This window comes from Bacillus cereus group sp. BfR-BA-01309 (assembly GCF_022664315.1).
Taxonomy (GTDB): Bacteria; Bacillota; Bacilli; order Bacillales; family Bacillaceae_G; genus Bacillus_A; species Bacillus_A mobilis.
The window spans coordinates 237,163-256,729 of record NZ_JAKUHE010000005.1 but is presented as its reverse complement, the minus strand read 5'-3'; the positions used below and the strand labels follow the sequence as shown (position 1 = coordinate 256,729).

Here is a 19,567-nt window from a genome sequence, read left to right as displayed (position 1 = left end):
CGTTCCCACCCTAGAATTCATTGTAAATAAATGTACTTGTGTTTGTATCATGGAATCCATACAACCAAAGTAATGCAAATAAAATTGCAAGGTAATAAACCGTCTTTGCAACCCATTGTGTGAGTGGTCGAGACCATATCTCTTTTAATCTTTCCATGTCTTTCCCTCTCTTAATGAAATGATAGCTCTTTGTAGGTATCATGTCCTACATTATTGTGAAAAAAACAAAATTCCACATTTTAGGTAAAAATAAGTCAAAAGGCTCTTTTCTGATATTAGCACTAAATACTAAAAAAGAAAATCCCTAACTTAGCAATTATATTACATTCAGCATCAATTTGTAACGAGTTTGACATGTAAAAAGAAAGTGGATTGTGTGAATACATAAAAGTGGACTAAAAGAATACGTGAAAATATAAGATTTGTTACTTATTAATCGGTAGAGAGTGAACAAACTTTAAGTTTCTAAATCTTTTTAAAAGGAGGGAATTATCATGAATAGAGTGTGGAAGAGTCTTATTTCGGAAGAAAATATCGTGAAATGGAGAAGGCATTTCCATAAGTATCCGGAATTATCATTTCATGAAAAAGAAACTTCGCAATTTATATATGATACATTATGTTCATTTTCTTCTTTTGAAGTAACGAGACCGACGAAGTATAGTGTACTAGCAATTAAAAGAGGAACGGAACAAGGGAAAGTGATTGCGATTCGAGCTGATATAGATGCTTTACCAATTCAAGAGGAGACAAGGAAATCTTATACGTCTGTGAATAAAGGAATGATGCATGCATGTGGGCATGATGCTCACGCAGCTATCTTGTTAAGTACAGCAGAAGTGCTATCACATATAAAGGAAGATTTTGCAGGTGAGATACGTCTCTTCTTTCAGCACGCAGAAGAGGTGTATCCTGGCGGCGGACAAGAAATGGTTGAGGCAGGTGTGATGGATGGTGTGGATTATGTAATAGGTTTACATGTTATGTCAGGACTTGAGAGCGGGAAGATAGGAATTACGTATGGACCTATGATGGCAGCACCAGACGTATTTACAGTTGAAATTCAAGGGAAAGGAGGGCATGCGGCGAGGCCGGAAGAAACGATAGATCCTATTGCTATCGGAGCGCAGATTATTACAAATTTACAACATATCGTATCAAGGAATACAAGTGCTTTCATGCAAAGAGTTGTTTCAGTTACGCAGTTTCATGGGGGAATGGCTGATAATATTATTCCTAGTGCAGCAACTTTAATGGGAACTGTTCGTTCATTTAATCAAGCGTTAAGGGTGGAAGCAGAAGAGAAAATTGAGAAAATCGTAAAAGGCATTATAAAGGCACATGGAGGGGAGTATACATATACGTATCGATATGGATATGATCCTGTTATTAATGATGAATATATTACGAAAGTAGTAGAAGATAGTGCACTACATTTGTTTGGGAATGAGCGTGTTGTGAAGCTTGAACCTTCTATGGGAGGAGAAGATTTTTCAGCATATTTAAGAAAGGCACCGGGTTGCTTCATTAAATTGGGGACGGGGAATGAAAAGGTAGGTACTTGTTATCCGCATCATCATCCAAAATTTGATGTAGATGAATCAGCTTTAATTTATGGAGTGGAATTATTTCTAGAGACAGCGATAAGACTACTAAAATCATAGAAAAGTATAAAAAAAGGCAACTGCGCTCTATCGCAGTTGCTTTTATTTCTTTCCGTCAGAGAGGGCTGAGAAAGAACTATGCTCATTTATAGTATATGAATAGCTAACGGACAAGCTTGTACATTTTCATCATTTTTTTAAAAATAGTTATTGACATTGATAATCACCGTCAATTAATCTAAGGGTAGTTGAAATTGATAATTATTATCAATAGGATGGGTGCGACATGTTAATGAGAAAAAATTTTCACCTTCTGCGGAGGGGATTAAAAGATAAAAATAAAGATGTGGATCAGCATATTGAATGGCAAAGAAATGTAATTCGTTCTGAATATGTAGATGAGAAGAGTACACTTCCAACAGAAAAAGAGACACAAGGTAAAAGGAGAGATACAGTTGAGTAAGTTAGTAATGATTTTTGCAAGTATGAGTGGAAATACAGAGGAAATGGCTGATCATATTGCAGGTGCCATTCGTGAAACGGAAAATGAAATTGAAGTTATCGATATTATGGATTCACCAGAAGCTTCTATACTAGAACAGTATGATGGAATTATTTTAGGTGCTTACACTTGGGGAGATGGTGATCTTCCTGATGATTTCTTAGATTTTTATGACGCAATGGATTCTATTGATTTAACTGGGAAAAAAGCAGCAGTATTCGGATCATGTGATTCAGCTTATCCGAAATACGGCGTGGCGGTTGATATTTTAATAGAAAAGCTACAAGAGCGCGGAGCGGCAGTTGTGTTAGAAGGACTAAAAGTAGAATTAACGCCAGAAGATGAAGATGTAGAAAAATGTTTACAGTTTGGAGCTGAATTTGTAAAACACCTTTCTTAATGGCAGAAGGGAGATGAAGAGCAAGTGCATGAGAAAATCGCAATCAAAACGATGACAGATTATCATTTGTATGATTTTATGCGTTGTCCGCATAAATTTTATTTTCGTCATATAAAAAGAAGAGAACCTTCTTCGTTTGAATGGCAACAAATCGCACAAATGATTGTGAATCGAATTATTAACGAATATTACACACTACCTGCGGGCCAACAAACGAAAATCGTACTTTTAATATTAATAGAAAAGTATTGGAAAAAAGTAAGGATTAATATGTTTGCTTCAAAGACGGAGTATTATATTGTGTTAGCGAAGTTAACGGATCATTTATTACAGTTCGTTGAAAGAGATGATAGTCAAACACCGCCGTTATTTTTATATGAAAAATTTCAAACATATATGGAAGAGCTAGGTGTCCACATGTCATTGACATTAGAAGTTGGTGAGTGGAGTACTGAGTCGTTTGTAATTAAAAAGTATGTTGTCGATGCGGATGAGGAAATGCTTGCTCTTTGTCAAAAGTTAATGACAGTATTCAGTTATAAAGCTTTCGGCATTCTTCCCGGAAAAATTGAAGTTATTAATTTAATAGAAGGAACTAAGTACGAGTATGTTCCGAAACAGGAAGATATTATAACTGGAATGGCTGATTTATCTAGAATGAAAGCAATGTTGCAACAACCTGAGCATTATACAGAGCGTCATTTTCGTTCTGAGTGTATAAGTTGTGCATTTCGTAGCGAATGCCAAGGGGAAGAAGTAAAGAAAGAAGCGAAGCAGAAGAAAAATATCGTACATTAAAGGATGCAATGTTGCATCCTTTTTTATTATTGACATGAAAAGCTTTTCATCATTTACCGTATATTTGTAGCAGATTTTAATAAAGGGAGGAATAATCAATGAAAGATGAAACGAAAGTATTTCAATGGTTAAAAGAACAGAATGCTCCTTTTGGAATTCAACTGCAAATTTTACAAGCATTTCAACTGTATCAAGTCATTGTTGAAATGGATAAAAAGTTAATGATGTATGAGGAGAGAGAGTATAGGGAGAGAATGTAATCTCATCCCTGTAGTATTACTTTCAGTTGCTCTGTACCCGCTAGGAATGCAAGTTCATTCTTTGTTTCAAAGCTATAAATAATATTATGTAGTATTAGAACAAAAGCAATATGTACAATAAAGTGCCACAAATAGCCGATAAAAAATCCCCCAGTTCTTTGAGGGATTTTAAAGGTTTTCATTTTGTTGACCAAGTTCTTTTTGCGCAATGTATAAATTTCCTTGTCCGACTTGTTTCTGAGTAAGAACAGAATCACCTGCATACCCTTTTTCTGTTTTTACAGTACTTTTCGTATGATTGGAATTTTGTTTCTTCATATAATATGTCACCTTTCCTTAAAAATAAACAAAAATGATAAGCACAAGTAGTACAGCAGCGAAAATGGTAATACCCATTAAAAAAGAAGTGTTTTTATTTTTAGGTGGCTTATGTACATCTTGTCGATATCCAGGTGAAATTTCAGGGGCGAATTCTTCATCGAATGATTGCTTTTTTTCTTTTTCGTCCATATGTATCCACCTTTCTTTTTCATTATGTTATACGTTCAAAGAAAAAATATGCATAAAGAAAACCGCCCCTCTATCATGAGCGGCGGTTTTCTGTTGTATATTTTCTTTGAACTTGAAAGAGACGGACAAGAAGGAAAATAGCACCAAATGCTAGACCGATAATAAGACCGATCCAATATCCTTTTGCTGCCCAGTCAGTATACGTTGCTAATATGTAACCGAGAGGGAGACCTATTACCCAATAAGCGATTAATGTCATAATTAAGGAAACATTTACGTCTTTATAACCACGTAGTGCCCCTTGTACAGGAGTTGCAATTGCATCTGAAATTTGAAATAAAATCGCAAATATGAGAAATTCTTTTGCTAGATGATGTACTTGTATATCTGTCGTATAAATAGAAGCAATTTCATCATCAAAGAAGTAGAGAAGAATTGAATATAATAGGGCAAATGCAAGTGCTAAGCCCATCCCAATAAATCCATATTGTTTTGCGTTATTATATCGCTTTGCTCCAACTTCGAATCCAACAGCGATGGTCATTGCCATTGCTAAACTTAAAGGAGTCATATATAACAAGGAAGCGAAGTTCATAGCTGCTTGATGCGCTGCGATTGTTGTCGTACTAAAATTACTCATCATAAGTGTCACTGCAGCGAAAATACTCGTTTCAAAAAAGATAGCAAATCCGATAGGGACGCCAAGTTTTAAGAACTCTTTCCAACTTGAAAGAGAAGGACGATATAATTGTTTAAAGATATGGAAAGATGCGAAAGGCTCTTTCGTACGAATAATAATAACGGTAATAATTAAAATACACCAATAAGTTGCTGCAGAAGCAATTGCTGCTCCGACACCACCGAGTTTTGGAAAACCGAAATGACCGAAAATTAATACATAATTCAATACTACGTTAATTGGTAATGATAGTAATGTAATGATCATTGTTGTGCGAGTTTTTCCTAATGCATCAATAAATCCGCGTAAAACAGTGTAAGTAAATAAAGGGATAATTCCAATTGCAATAATACTTAAAAATTGTGCCGCAATACGTTCCACAGGTTCTTCCAAGCGCATGCCGTTTAAAATAGGTGAAACAGCGAAGAAACCGATAAGGATGACCACGAAACTAGCACAAATTGCTAAATATACTGCTTGTATGACAACTTGGGGCACATCCTCTTTTTTCTTTGATCCAACGAGCTGCGCAACAATTGGAGTAGTAGCCATTAAAATTCCTGTTAATCCGGTACTAACGGGAAGCCATATACTTGTTCCGATAGCGACACCTGCTAAATCAATAGGACTCGCGTGCCCTGACATTGTCGTATCAAAAAAGCTCATTGCAAATAATGACATTTGTGTTACGAAAATCGGGAAAAATAGTAATACAAATTGCTTTAATTTTTGTGAGAATGAATTAGTTTCTTTCATAAAATCCCCTTTCCGATAAAAAAACAAACTCTTACTATCATACAATTTAATTAAAAAATAGAAAAGAAATACGCGCCTAGAACATATGGAGTCGATAAAAAAGGATGCACTTTGAAAAGGGATAAGGTATTATGATAAGGTGTGAAAAAATTACATATTCGTTATTAAGGAGGCACTACTCGTGGCTGATTGGTTAATTGGAATAATCATGGGTGCTGTTGAAGGTTTAACAGAGTTTCTACCAGTTTCATCAACAGGACATATGATTTTAACAGGTCATTTACTTGGATTTGACGATGAGAGAGCGAAAGTTTTCGAAGTTGTTATTCAATTGGGATCGATTTTAGCAGTTGTTGTTATATTTTGGAAGCGTCTATGGTCTTTAGTAGGTATAGGGAAAGTAACAGAGGGACCATCGTTAAATTTATTACATATTATTATCGGGATGATTCCTGCCGGTGTACTTGGCGTATTGTTCCATAGTGCGATTAAAGAAGTTTTATTTGGGCCAGGCCCAGTTGTCATCAGTTTAGTGGCTGGTGGTATTTTAATGATTGTTGCTGAGAAATTTTCGAAACCAAGTACAGCAAGAACATTAGATGAAATCACATATAAGCAAGCTTTTACAATTGGAATGTTCCAATGTTTAGCGCTTTGGCCAGGATTTTCTCGTTCTGGTTCTACAATAAGTGGTGGTTTATTAGCTCGCGTGTCACATACAGCGGCGGCTGAATATACATTTATTTTAGCAGTACCAATGATGGTAGCTGCAAGTGGTTTAGATTTAATTAAAAGCTGGGATATATTAAGTACGGCTGATATCCCATTATTTGCAACAGGATTCATTACAGCATTCGTTGTTGCGATGCTTGCAATTGTTTCATTCTTAAAATTATTAGCTCGTGTAAAACTAACACCGTTCGCTTACTACCGTTTCATTTTGGCTGCGGTATTCTATTTCTTCTTCATTATGTAATAAAAAAACTGCCGAGTTCGGCAGTTTTTTTATTTTACTACTTTTTCCATCATACTTTCCATTACATGTTCCCAAAGAGAAGTATCATCCGCTAATGTAGCACGGAAGTTAGCGTACATTTCTTTTTGTTTTTCCTCGAATGTTGGATCTTCTTTTTCAGGCAATGTAGCGCGCATAGAAGTTACTAATTCTTGTACTTTTGGAGCGCGTGGTCCCCAAACGGCTTGTTCATTTCCATCTTTATCAATGAAAATAAAGATTGGAATGGCACGTGCTGTTCCATTTGTTAAATATTGATCCATTAATTCTAAGTTTTCATCGCGAATTAATAATCTCATATCAATATTTGCAACTTCAGAAATTCGTTTCATAACAGGTACGCATAAAAGGGCGTCACCACACCAATCAGCTGTTAATACGATAACGCGCCACTGATCATTTTGGCGTTCTTCTAATACAGGAAGTAATTCATTTGGAATTAAAAAGTTATTGTAAATGTGTAGTAGCTCGTATTGATTTACTTTCATTTCATTCACATATGTATCAAAGGACATACCTTTATCAGCCCATTGTTGTAAGTTCATAAGTAACACCTCTTTAGTATGATTTGTTTTTATTGTACCAATTTTTATATAGAAAAGCTTGTATTCTTACTCTTTCTTGTCGCTTAATAATGTATTTACTAGGAAAAAGAATAGTACGACACATAATTCAGCTATGTTGGACAGTTGTACGTTCTCTATCCAATCGTCGGCAGTATGAATGACGAACCAATCTAACGTAATTTCAATGATTGCAAAAAGGGTAATAGCTAGCCAATTTGGCATGTTTCTTGTCATTGGGTATAGCAACGCCTTGAGGAAACCGAATATAAAGAATGTAATACCGTCTAAGAAAGTGATTAATAAAAAAAATAGAAGTAAAGCAGTGCGTGATCTATACTCTATACCTGTCATATGAAAGATTCCTACATATACAAAGAAAATAAATGCAAAAATTATAATGAGAAATAGAATAACAAAACCAATAATCAAAGTCTTATCTTTTAGATTAAGATTAGAAAATTTGTCTTCTTCACTCACTACCTCATCTCCTTTTTTTGGAAATTTAATTTTATTGTATCATGAAATGTATATTAAAAAACTACGAATTATGGGAAAATAAGGTGACAAAAAGTAAGATTTCATGTAAAATTATTAATAAGGTTTTTATTTAACCAAATGAAATAAAAGGGGCTGTCAAAATTGTCTCAAAATCGAGAGCAATTAATGGAAGAACTATCGACAAATGTGTTTGCTATGTTTCGCACGTTGCGTAATGATATTGGAAAAATATTTGGTGGTTACATACCGTGGAATGAGTTCATCGTCCTTAGAATATTGAACCGTACGAATAAAGAAATGGTATCACGTGTAGCTAACGAATTAAATGTATCGAATAGTCATATTACAGCTGTTACAGAAAAATTAATTAATAAAGGCTTTGTAACCCGTTCACGTTCTACATCAGATCGCAGAGTTGTATATTTAGAGATTACAGAGCAAGGAAAAGATTTGGTTGCGAAAATGGAAGGGGAGAAAAAGAAATATTTACAAGAAAGATTCTCCGCCCTTTCAGAAGAAGAAATGAATATCATGATATCTATTTCTAAAAAACTTATTTAATTCGTTATAAATAAGAAAACGCTTACAACTAAAGAAGAGAAGACCTTCCTTATATGAGGAAGGTCTTCTTTCGTATGTAAAAGATTATAAAAAAGAAAATATGTAACATACTACTAGTAAAGGAAGGGGGCAGAAATATGACAAATCGAAATGGTAGTAAAGGGAGCGGAAATCAAGGCTCACCGAAATCAGTTCAATTTCAGCAAGAGTTTAGCACTGAATTTGAGACTGGTAATGATAACAAAGGAAAAGAATATCGTTCGAAAAAAGGAAGTAAATCAAAAAAGGAGTGAATTCACTCCTTTTTTGATTTAAGATGCTGCAGATTGATCCGTATTATATTTTTCTTCTGATTTTGCGACAATCATTGCGCAAATCGCATCGCCAGAAATATTTACAGCTGTTCGTGACATATCTAGAATACGGTCAATACCAATAATTAAGGCAATACCTTCTACTGGTAGATTTACTTGATTTAAAACCATCGTAAGCATTACAAGTCCAACGCCTGGTACACCAGCAGTACCGATACTAGCTAGTACAGCAGTTAATACGACGACAGCTAATTGGGACATAGTAAGCTCAACTCCATATACTTGAGCGATAAACACAGTTGCTACACCTTGCATAATGGCAGTACCATCCATATTGATAGTTGCACCTAGTGGTTGTACAAAAGAACTTATCGCTTTTGGAACACCAAGTTTTTCTTGTGCTGTTTTCATTGCAAATGGAAGAGATGCATTGGAGCTAGATGTACTAAATCCAATTGCCATTACTGGTCCGAAATGTTTAAAGAAACGGACAATGCTTTCTTTTGCTAATACCTTTAATAATCCACCATAGACGAAGACGCCGTGAATAATAAGTACTAGCATAACGACAATCATATACTTGAACATCGCAGCGACGCCTGCAAGACCCATTTTACCAACGGATGAAGCGAGCAATCCAAACGTTCCGATTGGAGCTAATTTCATAACGAGATTAACAAGATACATCATTAATTCGTTGCCCTGTTCAAGTAATGAATGGATACCTTGAACTCGTTTTCCTAAAATAGCGATACCGAGTCCAATTAATACGGCAAAAGCAATAATTTGTAACATGTTTCCATCAGCCATCGCTTTTGCTGGGTTATCTGGTACGATATTGAGTAGTGTATCGACGAAAGATGTTTCGGTTTTTGCACCTTCATATTTAAGCCCTTCGGTTTTAAAGTTACCACCAGATCCTGGTTGTATAATCAGTGCAAATGTAACTGCAATAGAAATGGCAACGGCTGTAGTGACAAGAAAGAATGAAATTGATTTTAAGCCGATTCTTCCAAGTTGTTTCGGGTCTCCAAGCCCAGCAGCCCCAAGCACGATAGAAATGAACACAACAGGAACAACTAGCATTTTAATGAGTCGAATAAACAATTGACCAAGTGGATTGAACACATATTGATTTAATGGTTCAAAAATGGATGGTGCAGCTAAATTTAAAGTGAGTCCGACAACTAAACCGAGAAATAATGCAATTAAAATTGCTTTTGTTTGTTTCAATATAACCCCCCCTTATTTTTGTGAAATTACTTTCTACATTAATTGTACCGAAAAACTACCTATTTTGACAGTATTTTCTGAATATTTAGTATAAAAATATCTATTTAAATATAGATTGCTTTTGCTAGAGTAAGCAAAAAATCGGGAAATCTAGTTAGAAAACAAAATAGACCATCACATAGGATGGTCTAGGGAAGGGGACAATTTATGTCAATTTAATTAGGGATGGAAGTTGTTCAAGACACTGGGGAATGTCTTATAGATTAGGGAGGAACAACTTCGATACATATACTATAAAAGGTGGATGTGACCCCTATGTGAACATAGGGTGAAAGAGAGAGGGAGTTTTACATAAAGGATAAAGTAAACAAAAAAATAAGACCATCACAAATGATGGCCTAAGGAAGGGGACAATTTATGTCAATTTAATTAGGGATGGAAGTTGTTCAAGACACTGGGGAATGTCTTATAAATTAGGGAGGAACAACTTCGATACATATACTATAAAAGATGGATGTGACCGGGGTGTGAACATAGGGTGAAAGAGAGAGGGAGTTTTAAATAGAAGCTAGAGTAAACAAAAAATAAGACCATCACATAAGAGATGGTCAAGGAAGGGGACAATTTATGTCAACTTAATTAGGGATGGAAGCTATTCAAAGACACTGGGGAATGTCTTATAAATTAGGGAGGAACAGCTTCGATACATATACTATAAAAGGTGGATGTGACCTTGATGTGAACATAGAGTGAAAGAGAGAGGGAGTTTTACATAAAGGATAAAGACAAAAAAATAAGACCATCACATAAGAGATGGTCAAGGAAGGGGACAATTTATGTCAATTTAATTAGGGATGGAAGTTGTTCAAGACACTGGGGAATGTCTTATAAATTAGGGAGGAACAACTTCGATACATATACTATAAAAGATAGATGTGACCTTGGCGTGAACATAGAGTGAAAGGTATGAGGAATTGAGAAATGATACATATAACATGATTGTTGCGAGAGTTATAGAGTAAGAATAAATAGAATAGAAAATGTCTCGTCATAAAATGAAATAAAAGTTGAAAACTATGAAAAAAAGGATTATGCTCAACTATATTATGAGAATATAAGGTTTATCCCGCTATGTAAGGTTTGTTATAAGCCTTTAGTTATGAGGGGAAAAAGGGAGTTAGTGAATATGGAAGTAACAAAAAGACAAGGGCTGTATAATCGTTTTATACGATTAAATCCACCACAAATATTAGCATTAGGTTTTTTCTGCTTAATTGTGGTTGGCGGTTTGTTATTAAAGTTACCATTCGCAACGAAAGTACATATTAGTTGGGTAGATGCTTTCTTTACGGCAACGTCAGCAGCAACTGTAACGGGATTGGGAGTAGTAGATACTGCAAGTACGTTTACGATGTTTGGCGAGATTGTTATTATGTTTTTAATTCAAACAGGCGGTTTAGGTCTTATGACAATTGCCATTTTAATTGTTTGGGTATTAGGTAAAAAAATCGGATTACGCCATCGATTATTAATTGGAGAGGCATTTAATCAGACAAATATAGGTGGTCTTGTAAAATTAGTAAAACGTGTCTTTATATTTTCAATTTGTATTGAGTTGATTGGAGTCATCTTTTTATCATTTCGCTTTATTCCAGAGTTTGGTTTTGGAAAAGGTGTATACTATAGTATTTTTCACGTGATTGCATCTTATAATAATGCTGGATTTGCTCTATGGCCGGATAATTTAACAAGGTATGTAGGAGATCCTATTATTAATATTGGGATTTGCTCTTTAATCGTAATAGGTGGTCTCGGTTTTACTGTATTAATTGATATATGGTATAGCCGTAGTTTTCGAAAACTATCGCTTCATTCCAAAATTATGATTGTTGGAACAGTAGCGTTAAATGTTATAGCGATGATTGTGATTTTTGTATTGGAATATAATAATGTGAAGACGTTAGGGAATTTACCTTTAAATGAAAAGTTATGGGCTTCTTTTTTCCAAGGTATTACTCCTCGTACTGCTGGATTTAATACAGTTGACTACGGGGGTATGGAAGAATCATCTATATTATTTACGATGGTTTTAATGTTTATTGGTGCAGGAAGTGTATCAACGGGTGGAGGGATTAAATTAACAACGTTTGTTATTTTAGTTACATCTGTCCTTTCTTTCTTTAGAAAGAAAGAGGAAATCGTATTATTTCAGCGCACAATAAAAATGTCGACAGTAACGAGAGCGTTAGCTATTGCTGTTGCCAGTCAAATCCTCATTTTTGCAGCTGTATTTGTATTAATGCTTACAGAAAACTTCAGCTTTATTCAGTTACTATTTGAAACAATTTCAGCGTTCGGTACAGTAGGGTTAACGATGGGGATTACTGCAAAGCTATCAGCGTTTGGAAAATGCATTATTATGTTTGTTATGTTTTGCGGATTAATTGGACCGTTAACACTTGTGTTTTCTTTAGCGCGACCAGCAAAACAAAAAATTAAATATCCATCGGAAGATGTATTTACAGGATAAGGTATCCCGCATAAGCGAGATACCTTTTTCATTTTAAAAAAGGGAGAACAATAATCCGACAAGTGCTACTCGGAATAAAATTGCAATGAGTGCTGCAATTCCGCCGACAATCGCAGCGATACCACCAGTTACAGTAGCTCCGCGATTATAAGCGTAAATCCCTAATAATACAGAAACAAGACCAAATAATGTTGGGAAGGTAAAGAGTGATAAGATAGATAAAGCAAGAGCGATAAAGCCAGCAGTTGATCCAGCGGCCGACGATCTTACATCATCTTTATGATCTTTCTCATCGTAATCATAATCAATGCGCTGTGGTGCAACCTCAGCTGCATATTCTTCGTTATAGTCACTATAATCACTATCTATTCTATCTCTTTTTTTATACTCATCAAATTTCTCAGTCAAAGTCATAACTCCTTTCATAACAAGGTTCAATAGTAGTATGTTTCTCTTTTTCTTTTTTATCCCGCTTTAATGGGCAGTAAGCCCCCCACCTCAAAATTCAGCGAAAGCAAAGAAGTTAGGTGGGGGATCAACTGCCCATAAAAGTCCGATTGGTGAGGGCTAATAATCAGTGGGGGATGAAGAAAACCCCCACTGATTAAAGTTTCACTTTATCCGAGTATGTACAGGGAGTAATATCCATTTAAAAGGTGGAAATTGTTTTTTTGAAATAGGAAAAGTTAGTATGACTTCCTCTATTTTGGAAAGTATAAAAAAGAATAAGAAGGAAAGGGTGCAATACATAATGGAACATCCAATTGAAAATTTAATGAAAACAGCAATGACAAATTTAAAAGAGATGGTAGATGTAAATACAATTGTCGGAAGCCCAGTTTCAACGGCTGATGGAAATGTAGTATTAACAGTATCTCAAGTGGCTTTTGGTTTTGGTGCCGGCGGAAGTGATTTTAAAGGTGATTTTATTTCTGAAAAACATAATAACGGACAAGGGCAACATAAAGAGAACAAGCAAAGCCATCCATTTGGAGGCGGAAGCGGGGCTGGGGTTTCTATTAGTCCAGTTGCTTTTTTAGTAGTTGGTTCTAACGGTGTGCAAGTATTGCACCTCAATAGTAGTACGCATTTAATTGAAAAGGCTTTAAATACTGTACCAAGCACTGTAGATAAATTTGTAAATGGTCGCCAAAAGTGAACTTGCATTTTTTAGGAATTATGATATATTAGAAAAAGTGCGCTTTAGGATGATCGGAATAATTGAACTGTAAATATATATGATGTGTGGAATAAGGGAGAGGAATTTATGATTAATATCAAAAACTTAGTAGTTGGCTTATGTATGTTAGTAAGCGGTTTTGTTGTATATGTAATAAAAGAAAAAGCTCCATTCTAAAACAGACAAACCGTTACTGTCTGTTTTTAATTTGTAAAAAATGTTGACAAGTTATTGTATTAGTGTTAAGATTTTAATTCGTGTCTCGGTTACAGCTAGTGTAAAGTAAATAAATCTTATAAATATAATACGAAAAGTTTGCGAAAGATCGGGTAGTCTTACCAACAACTTTTGTGAACAAACCCTATAAATTATAATTGTAGGCTTTATAGGTATACTAGTGAATCAAGGAGCGGTCATTGGAACCGTGATGATGAGAGAGAGGTAGGGCTTTCATCCAGTATATGTTACTTTCCCGTTAGGTGAATATAAAAAAGAGGACTCCTTTTCAAAAGGAGTCCTCTTTCTTTTTTAAGTGCGGCTCTCAACTTGCTGACAAATTTCATCTGTTGTTAAACCATGAGCTGTAATTACCGATCCCTTAATAGATGTATCTGCAATACCCATCATATTGGAATCTTGCCCAGTTACAACACAACAATCGCACCCTTGTGCATCATGTTCGGAGTGAAGGGTAACGACCTCATGTCCCTGTTGCTTAAGAGCTTGTTGAACATCTGTTAATGAGTTTTCAACGCCAATTCTAGCCATAATTCTCACCTCCTACCATCTAGTTGCTAGTATGCCCAAGTACATCGCATATATTTATCCCGCTTTAATGGGCAGTAAGACCCCCACCTCAAAATTCAGCGAAAGCAAAGAAGTTAGGTTGGGGTCGGGCTGCCCATAAAAGTCCGATTGGTGAGGGCTAATAATCAGTGGGGGATGAAGAAAACCCCCACTGATTAAAGTTTCACTTTATGCAAAGACGGTAGGAAGCCTATATTTATTCTGCTATTGACGGATAGCTTAATTAACATATCACTTTATTTAGTCGTTATATACACCAGTAAGCATTTGACTTACGAATTGATCGTTTAAAGTATCTTGGGCGGAAGAAGTATTTGAATGAATGTCGATTGAAGCAATAAAATTATTATGTTCTTTATTATTTGGTTCTACCTCTACATAATTATTGAATTTACAAAACCCTTTCGTATCCATTAGATCAAATAGTTGAAGCATTTCTACTACCTCTTGTCTCGTTCCTTTAATTTGTACACACGCCATATTGATTTCCTCCTTCATTTTGACAAATTGTTTTTTAAAAATAGGATTATGATTGCGAGATGAAAAATATGAATGTTATTTTTAGACAGCGTTATTTTTCTTATTTTCCCCCTTTTTCAGCAAAAGTCGTTGTATATTCCCGAATTTATAAAAACGGACGTCCGTTTATTGAATACAATAGATTCGTATCAATTGATGAAAATCCTTCTTTTAAACAAATATTTTTTTTAGTGGAATTTGGCGAAAAAAATTTTTTGACTTTTTGTAAACGTTAACAATGCTGTTAAATCAATATAATCAAAGATGTACGTACGATTAAAAATTATAAATTTTCTAAAAATTCACTTGATTTATTTAGAAAGGAGAGTAAACTAGGAAACAATAAAAAATTCATAGAACATAGGAGGCGCTTTCCAGTGAATGAGCAATGGATTTTCTTAAATGGAGAATTTGTTCCAAAAGACGAAGCAAAAGTTTCAGTATATGATCATGGTTATTTATATGGAGATGGAGTATTTGAAGGAATTAGAGTTTATAGCGGTAATGTTTTCCGTTTGAGAGAGCATCTTGTCCGGTTATATGAATCAGCAAAATCCATCATGTTAGAAATTCCATATTCTTTAGATGAAGTAACGAATATTGTTGTTGAGACGATTCGACAAAATAAATTATCTAATGGATACATTCGCCTTGTTGTATCGAGAGGTGCAGGAAATCTTGGATTAGATCCTGATTCTTGTAAGAAACCGAATGTAGTCGTAATTGCAGAACAATTATCTTTATTCCCACAAGAATATTATGAAAAAGGGATTCCTGTTGTAACAGTTGCAACGCGCCGAAACCGTCCAGATGTTTTGTCGCCTCAAGTAAAATCATTAAATTACTTAAACAATATTTTAGTTCGTATTGAAGCGAAATTAGCTGGAGTACAAGAAGCACTTATGTTAAATGATCAAGGATACGTAGCTGAAGGCTCAGGAGATAACGTGTTTATTGTAAAAGGAAATAAATTAATTACACCACCAAGTTCTGCTGGAGCGTTAGAAGGTATTACACGAAACGCTATTTTAGAAATCGGTGAAAAACTTGGATATGACGTTAGAGAAGAATTATTTACAAGACATGATGTATATGTAGCTGATGAAGTATTTTTAACAGGAACGGCTGCTGAAGTAATTGCTGTTACGACAGTAGATGGTAGAACGATTGGTTTAGGGCAAACAGGTCCACATACGAATCGTTTATTAGAAGAATTCCGAAAGTTAGTTATAGAAGATGGAGAGAAAATTTACGAAGAAAATAAAGTTGGATAACAACTTTTTATAACATAAGAAAGCGTTGAGAGGGAGGAGTAGTTGATTGTGAAGCCTCACAGAGAGTCGGTGGTTGCTGAAAACCGATGGTTCACGTCGACGAACATCGCCCTTGAGTGCTAAGCTGAAGCATTTGTCTAGGCTTAGACGGTAGCTCCGTTATTAGCTAGACTCATTAATGGGTCACTGAGGCAAGAGTATTCTTGCGAAGAAGGGTGGTACCGCGAAATCTTTCGTCCCTTCAGCACATAGCTGGAGTGTGGACGTAGGATTTTTTTTATTGATAAAAGTTTTCAAAAAGGGGGCTTATAAAAACAATGTCTTCAAAAACGGAAGAGAAACTGGCAACTGGTGCACAGCTATTGTTAGAAGCGCTAGAAAAGGAAGGAGTAGAAGTGATTTTCGGTTATCCTGGTGGTGCTGTTTTACCTCTTTATGATGCACTCTATGACTGTGAAATTCCGCATATTTTAACAAGGCATGAGCAAGGTGCTATTCACGCCGCTGAAGGGTATGCCAGAATTACTGGTAATCCAGGGGTTGTCATTGCAACGAGTGGACCAGGTGCTACAAATGTTATTACAGGTCTTGCAGATGCCATGATTGATTCGTTACCACTTGTTGTATTTACAGGGCAAGTAGCAACAACGTTAATTGGAAGTGATGCTTTCCAAGAAGCGGATATTATGGGGCTTACGATGCCGGTGACAAAGCATAACTATCAAGTGCGAAAAGCTTCAGATTTACCTCGAATTATTAAAGAAGCATTTCATATTGCTAGAACAGGAAGACCAGGCCCAGTCGTTATTGACCTTCCGAAAGATATGGTGGTAGAGCAAGGGGAACGATGTAATGACGTACAAATGGATTTACCAGGATACAACCCGAATTATGAACCGAATTTACTCCAAATAAACAAATTATTACAAGCAATTAGTGCTGCAAGTAAGCCGTTAATTTTAGCTGGAGCAGGTGTATTGCATGCGAAAGCATCAAAAGAGTTAACAAGTTTTGCTCGTAAATATGAAATCCCAGTTGTGCATACTTTACTTGGTCTTGGAGGCTTTCCGCCAGATGATGAACTTTTTCTAGGAATGGGAGGAATGCATGGCTCATACACAGCCAATATGGCGTTATATGAATGCGACTTACTTATTAATATAGGTGCAAGATTCGATGATCGGCTTACTGGAAATTTAGCTTATTTTGCTAAAGAGGCGACTGTTGCGCATATCGATATTGATCCAGCAGAAATCGGAAAAAATGTGCCGACTGAAATTCCTATTGTTGCAAGTGCTAAGCAAGCGTTGGAAGTATTACTTCAACCGGAAGGAAGGAAAGAAAATCATCATAATTGGCTTTCCTTATTAAAGAGTAGAAAAGAAAAATATCCACTATCTTATAAACGGAATTCGGAAAGTATTAAGCCTCAATACGCAATTGATATGTTATATGAACTTACGAAAGGAGAAGCGATTGTAACAACAGATGTTGGGCAACATCAAATGTGGGCCGCACAATATTATCCGCTGAAAAACCCAGATAAATGGGTAACTTCTGGAGGATTAGGAACGATGGGCTTCGGATTTCCAGCAGCAATTGGGGCACAAATTGCAAAGCCTGATGAACTAGTTATCGCAATTGTCGGTGACGCTGGATTTCAAATGACGCTGCAAGAATTAAGTGTGTTAAAAGAACACTCCTTACCTGTTAAAGTGTTTATTTTAAATAATGAAGCTTTAGGAATGGTAAGACAATGGCAAGATGAATTTTATAACAAAAGATATTCGCACTCTTTACTATCGTGTCAACCAGATTTCGTCGCTCTTGCGAATGCGTATGGCATAAAAGGAGTTCGCATAGATGATCCACTTCTTGCAAAGAAGCAAATACAGCATGCGATTGAATTACAAGAACCGGTCGTAATTGATTGTCGTGTACTTCAATCAGAAAAGGTAATGCCGATGGTTGCGCCAGGGAAAGGTGTTCACCAAATGGAGGGAGTGGAAAAAAGGTGAAGAGAATTGTTACAGCGACAGTTCGAAATCAAAGTGGTGTGTTAAACCGAATTACAGGTGTTATGACACGAAGGCATTTTAATATTGAAAGTATTTCAGTAGGTCATACAGAATCATCGGACATATCACGGATGACGATTGTTGTACACGTTGAAAATGAGCAGCAAGTTGAGCAGTTAATTAAACAACTTCATAAGCAAATTGATGTTCTGAAAGTATCAGATATTACGGAAGAAGCGATGATCGCAAGAGAACTTGCACTTATTAAAGTCGCAACATCAGTAGCAAGAGCAGAATTATATAGTTTAATTGAACCGTTTCGAGCCGCTGTAATAGATGTTGGGAAGGATTCCATAGTTGTGCAAGTAACCGGTACGCAGGAGAAAGTAGAAGCATTAATTGAATTACTTCGTCCATACGGTTTGAAAGAAATTGCTAGAACAGGTGTAACAGCATTTACGCGTAGTATGAAAAAACAAGATAAGCAAGTTATGTTAATTCAATAATCATTTAAATATAGGGGGAAATGAAAATGGCAAAAGTTTATTATGAGAAAGATGTAACGGTAAATGTATTAAAAGAAAAGAAAGTAGCAATCATCGGATATGGCTCGCAAGGTCATGCGCATGCGCAAAATTTGCGTGATAACGGATTTGATGTAGTAGTAGGTTTAAGAAAAGGTAAGTCTTGGGATAAAGCGAAAGAAGATGGATTTTCTGTATATACAGTAGCAGAAGCGGCGGAGCAGGCTGATTTAGTAATGATCTTACTACCGGATGAACTGCAGCCAGAAGTATATGAAGCGGAAATTGCACCAAATTTACAGGCAGGAAATTCTCTCGTTTTTGCACACGGATTTAATGTTCACTTTGATCAAGTGAAACCACCAGCTAATGTAGATGTATTTCTAGTAGCGCCTAAAGGTCCAGGGCATCTTGTACGCCGTACGTTTGCTGAAGGCGGAGCCGTACCTGCATTATTTGCCGTATACCAAGATGCGACAGGAGTTGCGACTGAAAAGGCACTTTCTTATGCTGATGGAATTGGAGCGACGAGAGCGGGCGTATTAGAAACGACGTTTAAAGAAGAAACAGAAACAGATTTATTTGGAGAGCAAGCTGTACTTTGCGGCGGAGTAACTGCGCTAGTAAAAGCTGGATTTGAAACGCTAGTTGATGCAGGATACCAGCCTGAACTTGCATATTTTGAATGTTTACATGAACTAAAACTAATCGTTGACCTTATGTATGAAGGCGGACTTGAAAATATGAGATATTCAGTTTCAGATACAGCGCAGTGGGGCGACTTCGTATCAGGACCACGCGTTGTAACGGAAGATACGAAGAAAGCGATGGGTGCAGTGCTAGCCGAAATTCAAGATGGTACATTTGCAAGAGGCTGGATTGCAGAGCATAAAGCAGGAAAACCGAATTTCCATGCGACAAATGAGAAAGAGAATGAACATGAAATCGAAGTAGTTGGACGTAAATTACGTGAAATGATGCCTTTCGTACAGCCGCGAGTAAAGGCAGGGGTCAAATAA

Annotated in this window: 26 protein-coding genes, 1 pseudogene and 1 other annotated feature; of the genes and pseudogenes, 16 read left to right on the top strand and 11 right to left on the bottom strand. The window is 36.0% G+C overall.

Annotation, left to right across the window (positions count from 1 at the left end):
* Positions 1 to 10 precede the first annotated feature (10 nt).
* Positions 11 to 157: a teichoic acid D-Ala incorporation-associated protein DltX gene (locus tag MR115_RS12345; RefSeq protein ID WP_000440293.1), complete on the bottom strand. Its 147-nt coding sequence runs from the start codon at positions 155 to 157 to the stop codon at positions 11 to 13.
* A 337-nt stretch (positions 158 to 494) separates the two neighbouring features.
* Between MR115_RS12345 and amaA the strand changes: the two genes are divergently transcribed.
* The 5 genes from amaA (at position 495) to MR115_RS12320 (ending at position 3,564) form a co-directional block, all read left to right on the top strand.
* Positions 495 to 1,664, top strand: coding sequence for an N-acyl-aliphatic-L-amino acid amidohydrolase (gene amaA / locus MR115_RS12340; protein WP_242241472.1), 1,170 nt, complete (start codon positions 495 to 497; stop codon positions 1,662 to 1,664).
* Positions 1,665 to 1,890: 226 nt separating this feature from the next.
* Positions 1,891 to 2,067: a hypothetical protein gene (locus tag MR115_RS12335; RefSeq protein ID WP_242241470.1), complete on the top strand. Its 177-nt coding sequence runs from the start codon at positions 1,891 to 1,893 to the stop codon at positions 2,065 to 2,067.
* Positions 2,060 to 2,506 carry a flavodoxin gene (locus MR115_RS12330; protein ID WP_000041146.1) on the top strand — a complete coding sequence of 149 codons (447 nt, stop codon included), beginning with the start codon at positions 2,060 to 2,062 and terminating at the stop codon, positions 2,504 to 2,506. Before MR115_RS12335 ends, MR115_RS12330 begins: the two co-directional genes overlap by 8 nt.
* A 24-nt stretch (positions 2,507 to 2,530) precedes the next feature.
* Positions 2,531 to 3,304: a hypothetical protein gene (locus MR115_RS12325; RefSeq protein ID WP_242241469.1), complete on the top strand. Its 774-nt coding sequence runs from the start codon at positions 2,531 to 2,533 to the stop codon at positions 3,302 to 3,304.
* Positions 3,305 to 3,402: 98 nt separating this feature from the next.
* Complete coding sequence (locus MR115_RS12320) at positions 3,403 to 3,564, top strand: hypothetical protein (RefSeq protein ID WP_016088745.1); 162 nt, start codon at positions 3,403 to 3,405, stop codon at positions 3,562 to 3,564.
* Positions 3,565 to 3,566: 2 nt separating this feature from the next.
* Here the strand turns inward: MR115_RS12320 and MR115_RS12315 are convergent.
* The 4 genes and pseudogenes from MR115_RS12315 to MR115_RS12300 form a co-directional block, all read right to left on the bottom strand.
* Positions 3,567 to 3,659: pseudogene (locus MR115_RS12315) on the bottom strand (aminoglycoside phosphotransferase family protein); the annotation flags it as partial.
* Positions 3,660 to 3,732: 73 nt separating this feature from the next.
* Complete coding sequence (locus tag MR115_RS12310) at positions 3,733 to 3,882, bottom strand: hypothetical protein (protein WP_242241467.1); 150 nt, start codon at positions 3,880 to 3,882, stop codon at positions 3,733 to 3,735.
* Between the two features lie 18 nt (positions 3,883 to 3,900).
* On the bottom strand, positions 3,901 to 4,074 hold the full coding sequence (locus tag MR115_RS12305; RefSeq protein ID WP_000343557.1) for a hypothetical protein: 174 nt from the start codon (positions 4,072 to 4,074) through the stop codon (positions 3,901 to 3,903).
* 73 nt (positions 4,075 to 4,147) lie between these two features.
* Entirely contained in the window at positions 4,148 to 5,509 is a 1,362-nt protein-coding gene (locus MR115_RS12300; RefSeq protein WP_242241464.1) for an MATE family efflux transporter, read from the bottom strand.
* A gap of 181 nt (positions 5,510 to 5,690) precedes the next feature.
* On the opposite strand from MR115_RS12300, the gene uppP reads away from it, so the two are divergent.
* Positions 5,691 to 6,485 carry a bacitracin resistance undecaprenyl-diphosphatase gene (gene uppP / locus MR115_RS12295; protein WP_000796251.1) on the top strand — a complete coding sequence of 265 codons (795 nt, stop codon included), beginning with the start codon at positions 5,691 to 5,693 and terminating at the stop codon, positions 6,483 to 6,485.
* A gap of 29 nt (positions 6,486 to 6,514) precedes the next feature.
* Here uppP and MR115_RS12290 read toward each other — a convergent pair whose 3' ends face one another.
* Together MR115_RS12290 and MR115_RS12285 are read right to left on the bottom strand one after the other, a co-directional pair.
* Complete coding sequence (locus MR115_RS12290; protein WP_097816720.1) at positions 6,515 to 7,102, bottom strand: thioredoxin family protein; 588 nt, start codon at positions 7,100 to 7,102, stop codon at positions 6,515 to 6,517.
* Between the two features lie 33 nt (positions 7,103 to 7,135).
* Complete coding sequence (locus MR115_RS12285; protein WP_097816721.1) at positions 7,136 to 7,567, bottom strand: regulatory YrvL family protein; 432 nt, start codon at positions 7,565 to 7,567, stop codon at positions 7,136 to 7,138.
* A gap of 162 nt (positions 7,568 to 7,729) precedes the next feature.
* Between MR115_RS12285 and MR115_RS12280 the strand changes: the two genes are divergently transcribed.
* Together MR115_RS12280 and MR115_RS12275 are read left to right on the top strand one after the other, a co-directional pair.
* Positions 7,730 to 8,149 carry a MarR family winged helix-turn-helix transcriptional regulator gene (locus MR115_RS12280; protein WP_000081442.1) on the top strand — a complete coding sequence of 140 codons (420 nt, stop codon included), beginning with the start codon at positions 7,730 to 7,732 and terminating at the stop codon, positions 8,147 to 8,149.
* 137 nt (positions 8,150 to 8,286) lie between these two features.
* Entirely contained in the window at positions 8,287 to 8,442 is a 156-nt protein-coding gene (locus MR115_RS12275) for an imidazoleglycerol-phosphate dehydratase (RefSeq protein WP_242241462.1), read from the top strand.
* A gap of 18 nt (positions 8,443 to 8,460) precedes the next feature.
* Here the strand turns inward: MR115_RS12275 and MR115_RS12270 are convergent, their stop codons facing one another.
* Entirely contained in the window at positions 8,461 to 9,696 is a 1,236-nt protein-coding gene (locus MR115_RS12270; RefSeq protein ID WP_061678898.1) for a dicarboxylate/amino acid:cation symporter, read from the bottom strand.
* A gap of 1,186 nt (positions 9,697 to 10,882) precedes the next feature.
* Here MR115_RS12270 and MR115_RS12265 point away from each other — a divergent pair.
* Entirely contained in the window at positions 10,883 to 12,226 is a 1,344-nt protein-coding gene (locus MR115_RS12265) for a TrkH family potassium uptake protein (protein ID WP_000454120.1), read from the top strand.
* A gap of 33 nt (positions 12,227 to 12,259) precedes the next feature.
* Here the strand turns inward: MR115_RS12265 and MR115_RS12260 are convergent, their stop codons facing one another.
* Positions 12,260 to 12,652 (bottom strand): imidazole glycerol phosphate synthase, encoded by a 393-nt coding sequence (locus tag MR115_RS12260; RefSeq protein ID WP_116758375.1) that lies wholly within the window; start codon positions 12,650 to 12,652, stop codon positions 12,260 to 12,262.
* Between the two features lie 265 nt (positions 12,653 to 12,917).
* Between MR115_RS12260 and ytfJ the strand changes: the two genes are divergently transcribed.
* Together ytfJ and MR115_RS12250 are read left to right on the top strand one after the other, a co-directional pair.
* Entirely contained in the window at positions 12,918 to 13,385 is a 468-nt protein-coding gene (ytfJ, locus tag MR115_RS12255) for a GerW family sporulation protein (RefSeq protein WP_061678666.1), read from the top strand.
* A 108-nt stretch (positions 13,386 to 13,493) separates the two neighbouring features.
* Positions 13,494 to 13,583 (top strand): hypothetical protein, encoded by a 90-nt coding sequence (locus tag MR115_RS12250; protein WP_000608225.1) that lies wholly within the window; start codon positions 13,494 to 13,496, stop codon positions 13,581 to 13,583.
* A gap of 351 nt (positions 13,584 to 13,934) precedes the next feature.
* On the opposite strand, the gene MR115_RS12245 is transcribed toward MR115_RS12250, so the two are convergent.
* A complete protein-coding gene (locus MR115_RS12245; protein ID WP_061678665.1) occupies positions 13,935 to 14,174 on the bottom strand; it encodes a YkuS family protein in 240 nt (79 codons plus the stop codon).
* 279 nt (positions 14,175 to 14,453) lie between these two features.
* A complete protein-coding gene (locus MR115_RS12240; RefSeq protein ID WP_242241458.1) occupies positions 14,454 to 14,693 on the bottom strand; it encodes a DUF3911 family protein in 240 nt (79 codons plus the stop codon).
* A gap of 59 nt (positions 14,694 to 14,752) precedes the next feature.
* Between MR115_RS12240 and MR115_RS30045 the strand changes: the two genes are divergently transcribed.
* From MR115_RS30045 to ilvC, 5 genes are all read left to right on the top strand, one after another.
* The gene (locus MR115_RS30045) at positions 14,753 to 14,968 is read left to right on the top strand and encodes a hypothetical protein (RefSeq protein WP_071722330.1); all 216 of its coding nucleotides are present in this window, start codon (positions 14,753 to 14,755) and stop codon (positions 14,966 to 14,968) included.
* Positions 14,969 to 15,109: 141 nt separating this feature from the next.
* A complete protein-coding gene (gene ilvE / locus MR115_RS12235; RefSeq protein WP_001005497.1) occupies positions 15,110 to 16,006 on the top strand; it encodes a branched-chain-amino-acid transaminase in 897 nt (298 codons plus the stop codon).
* Positions 16,007 to 16,022: 16 nt separating this feature from the next.
* Positions 16,023 to 16,250: a binding site (T-box leader), on the top strand.
* Positions 16,251 to 16,323: 73 nt separating this feature from the next.
* On the top strand, positions 16,324 to 18,024 hold the full coding sequence (gene ilvB, locus MR115_RS12230) for an acetolactate synthase large subunit (RefSeq protein ID WP_242241456.1): 1,701 nt from the start codon (positions 16,324 to 16,326) through the stop codon (positions 18,022 to 18,024).
* Positions 18,021 to 18,530 carry an acetolactate synthase small subunit gene (ilvN, locus tag MR115_RS12225; RefSeq protein ID WP_000822948.1) on the top strand — a complete coding sequence of 170 codons (510 nt, stop codon included), beginning with the start codon at positions 18,021 to 18,023 and terminating at the stop codon, positions 18,528 to 18,530. Before ilvB ends, ilvN begins: the two co-directional genes overlap by 4 nt.
* 26 nt (positions 18,531 to 18,556) lie before the next feature.
* Positions 18,557 to 19,567, top strand: coding sequence for a ketol-acid reductoisomerase (gene ilvC, locus MR115_RS12220; RefSeq protein WP_001151727.1), 1,011 nt, complete (start codon positions 18,557 to 18,559; stop codon positions 19,565 to 19,567).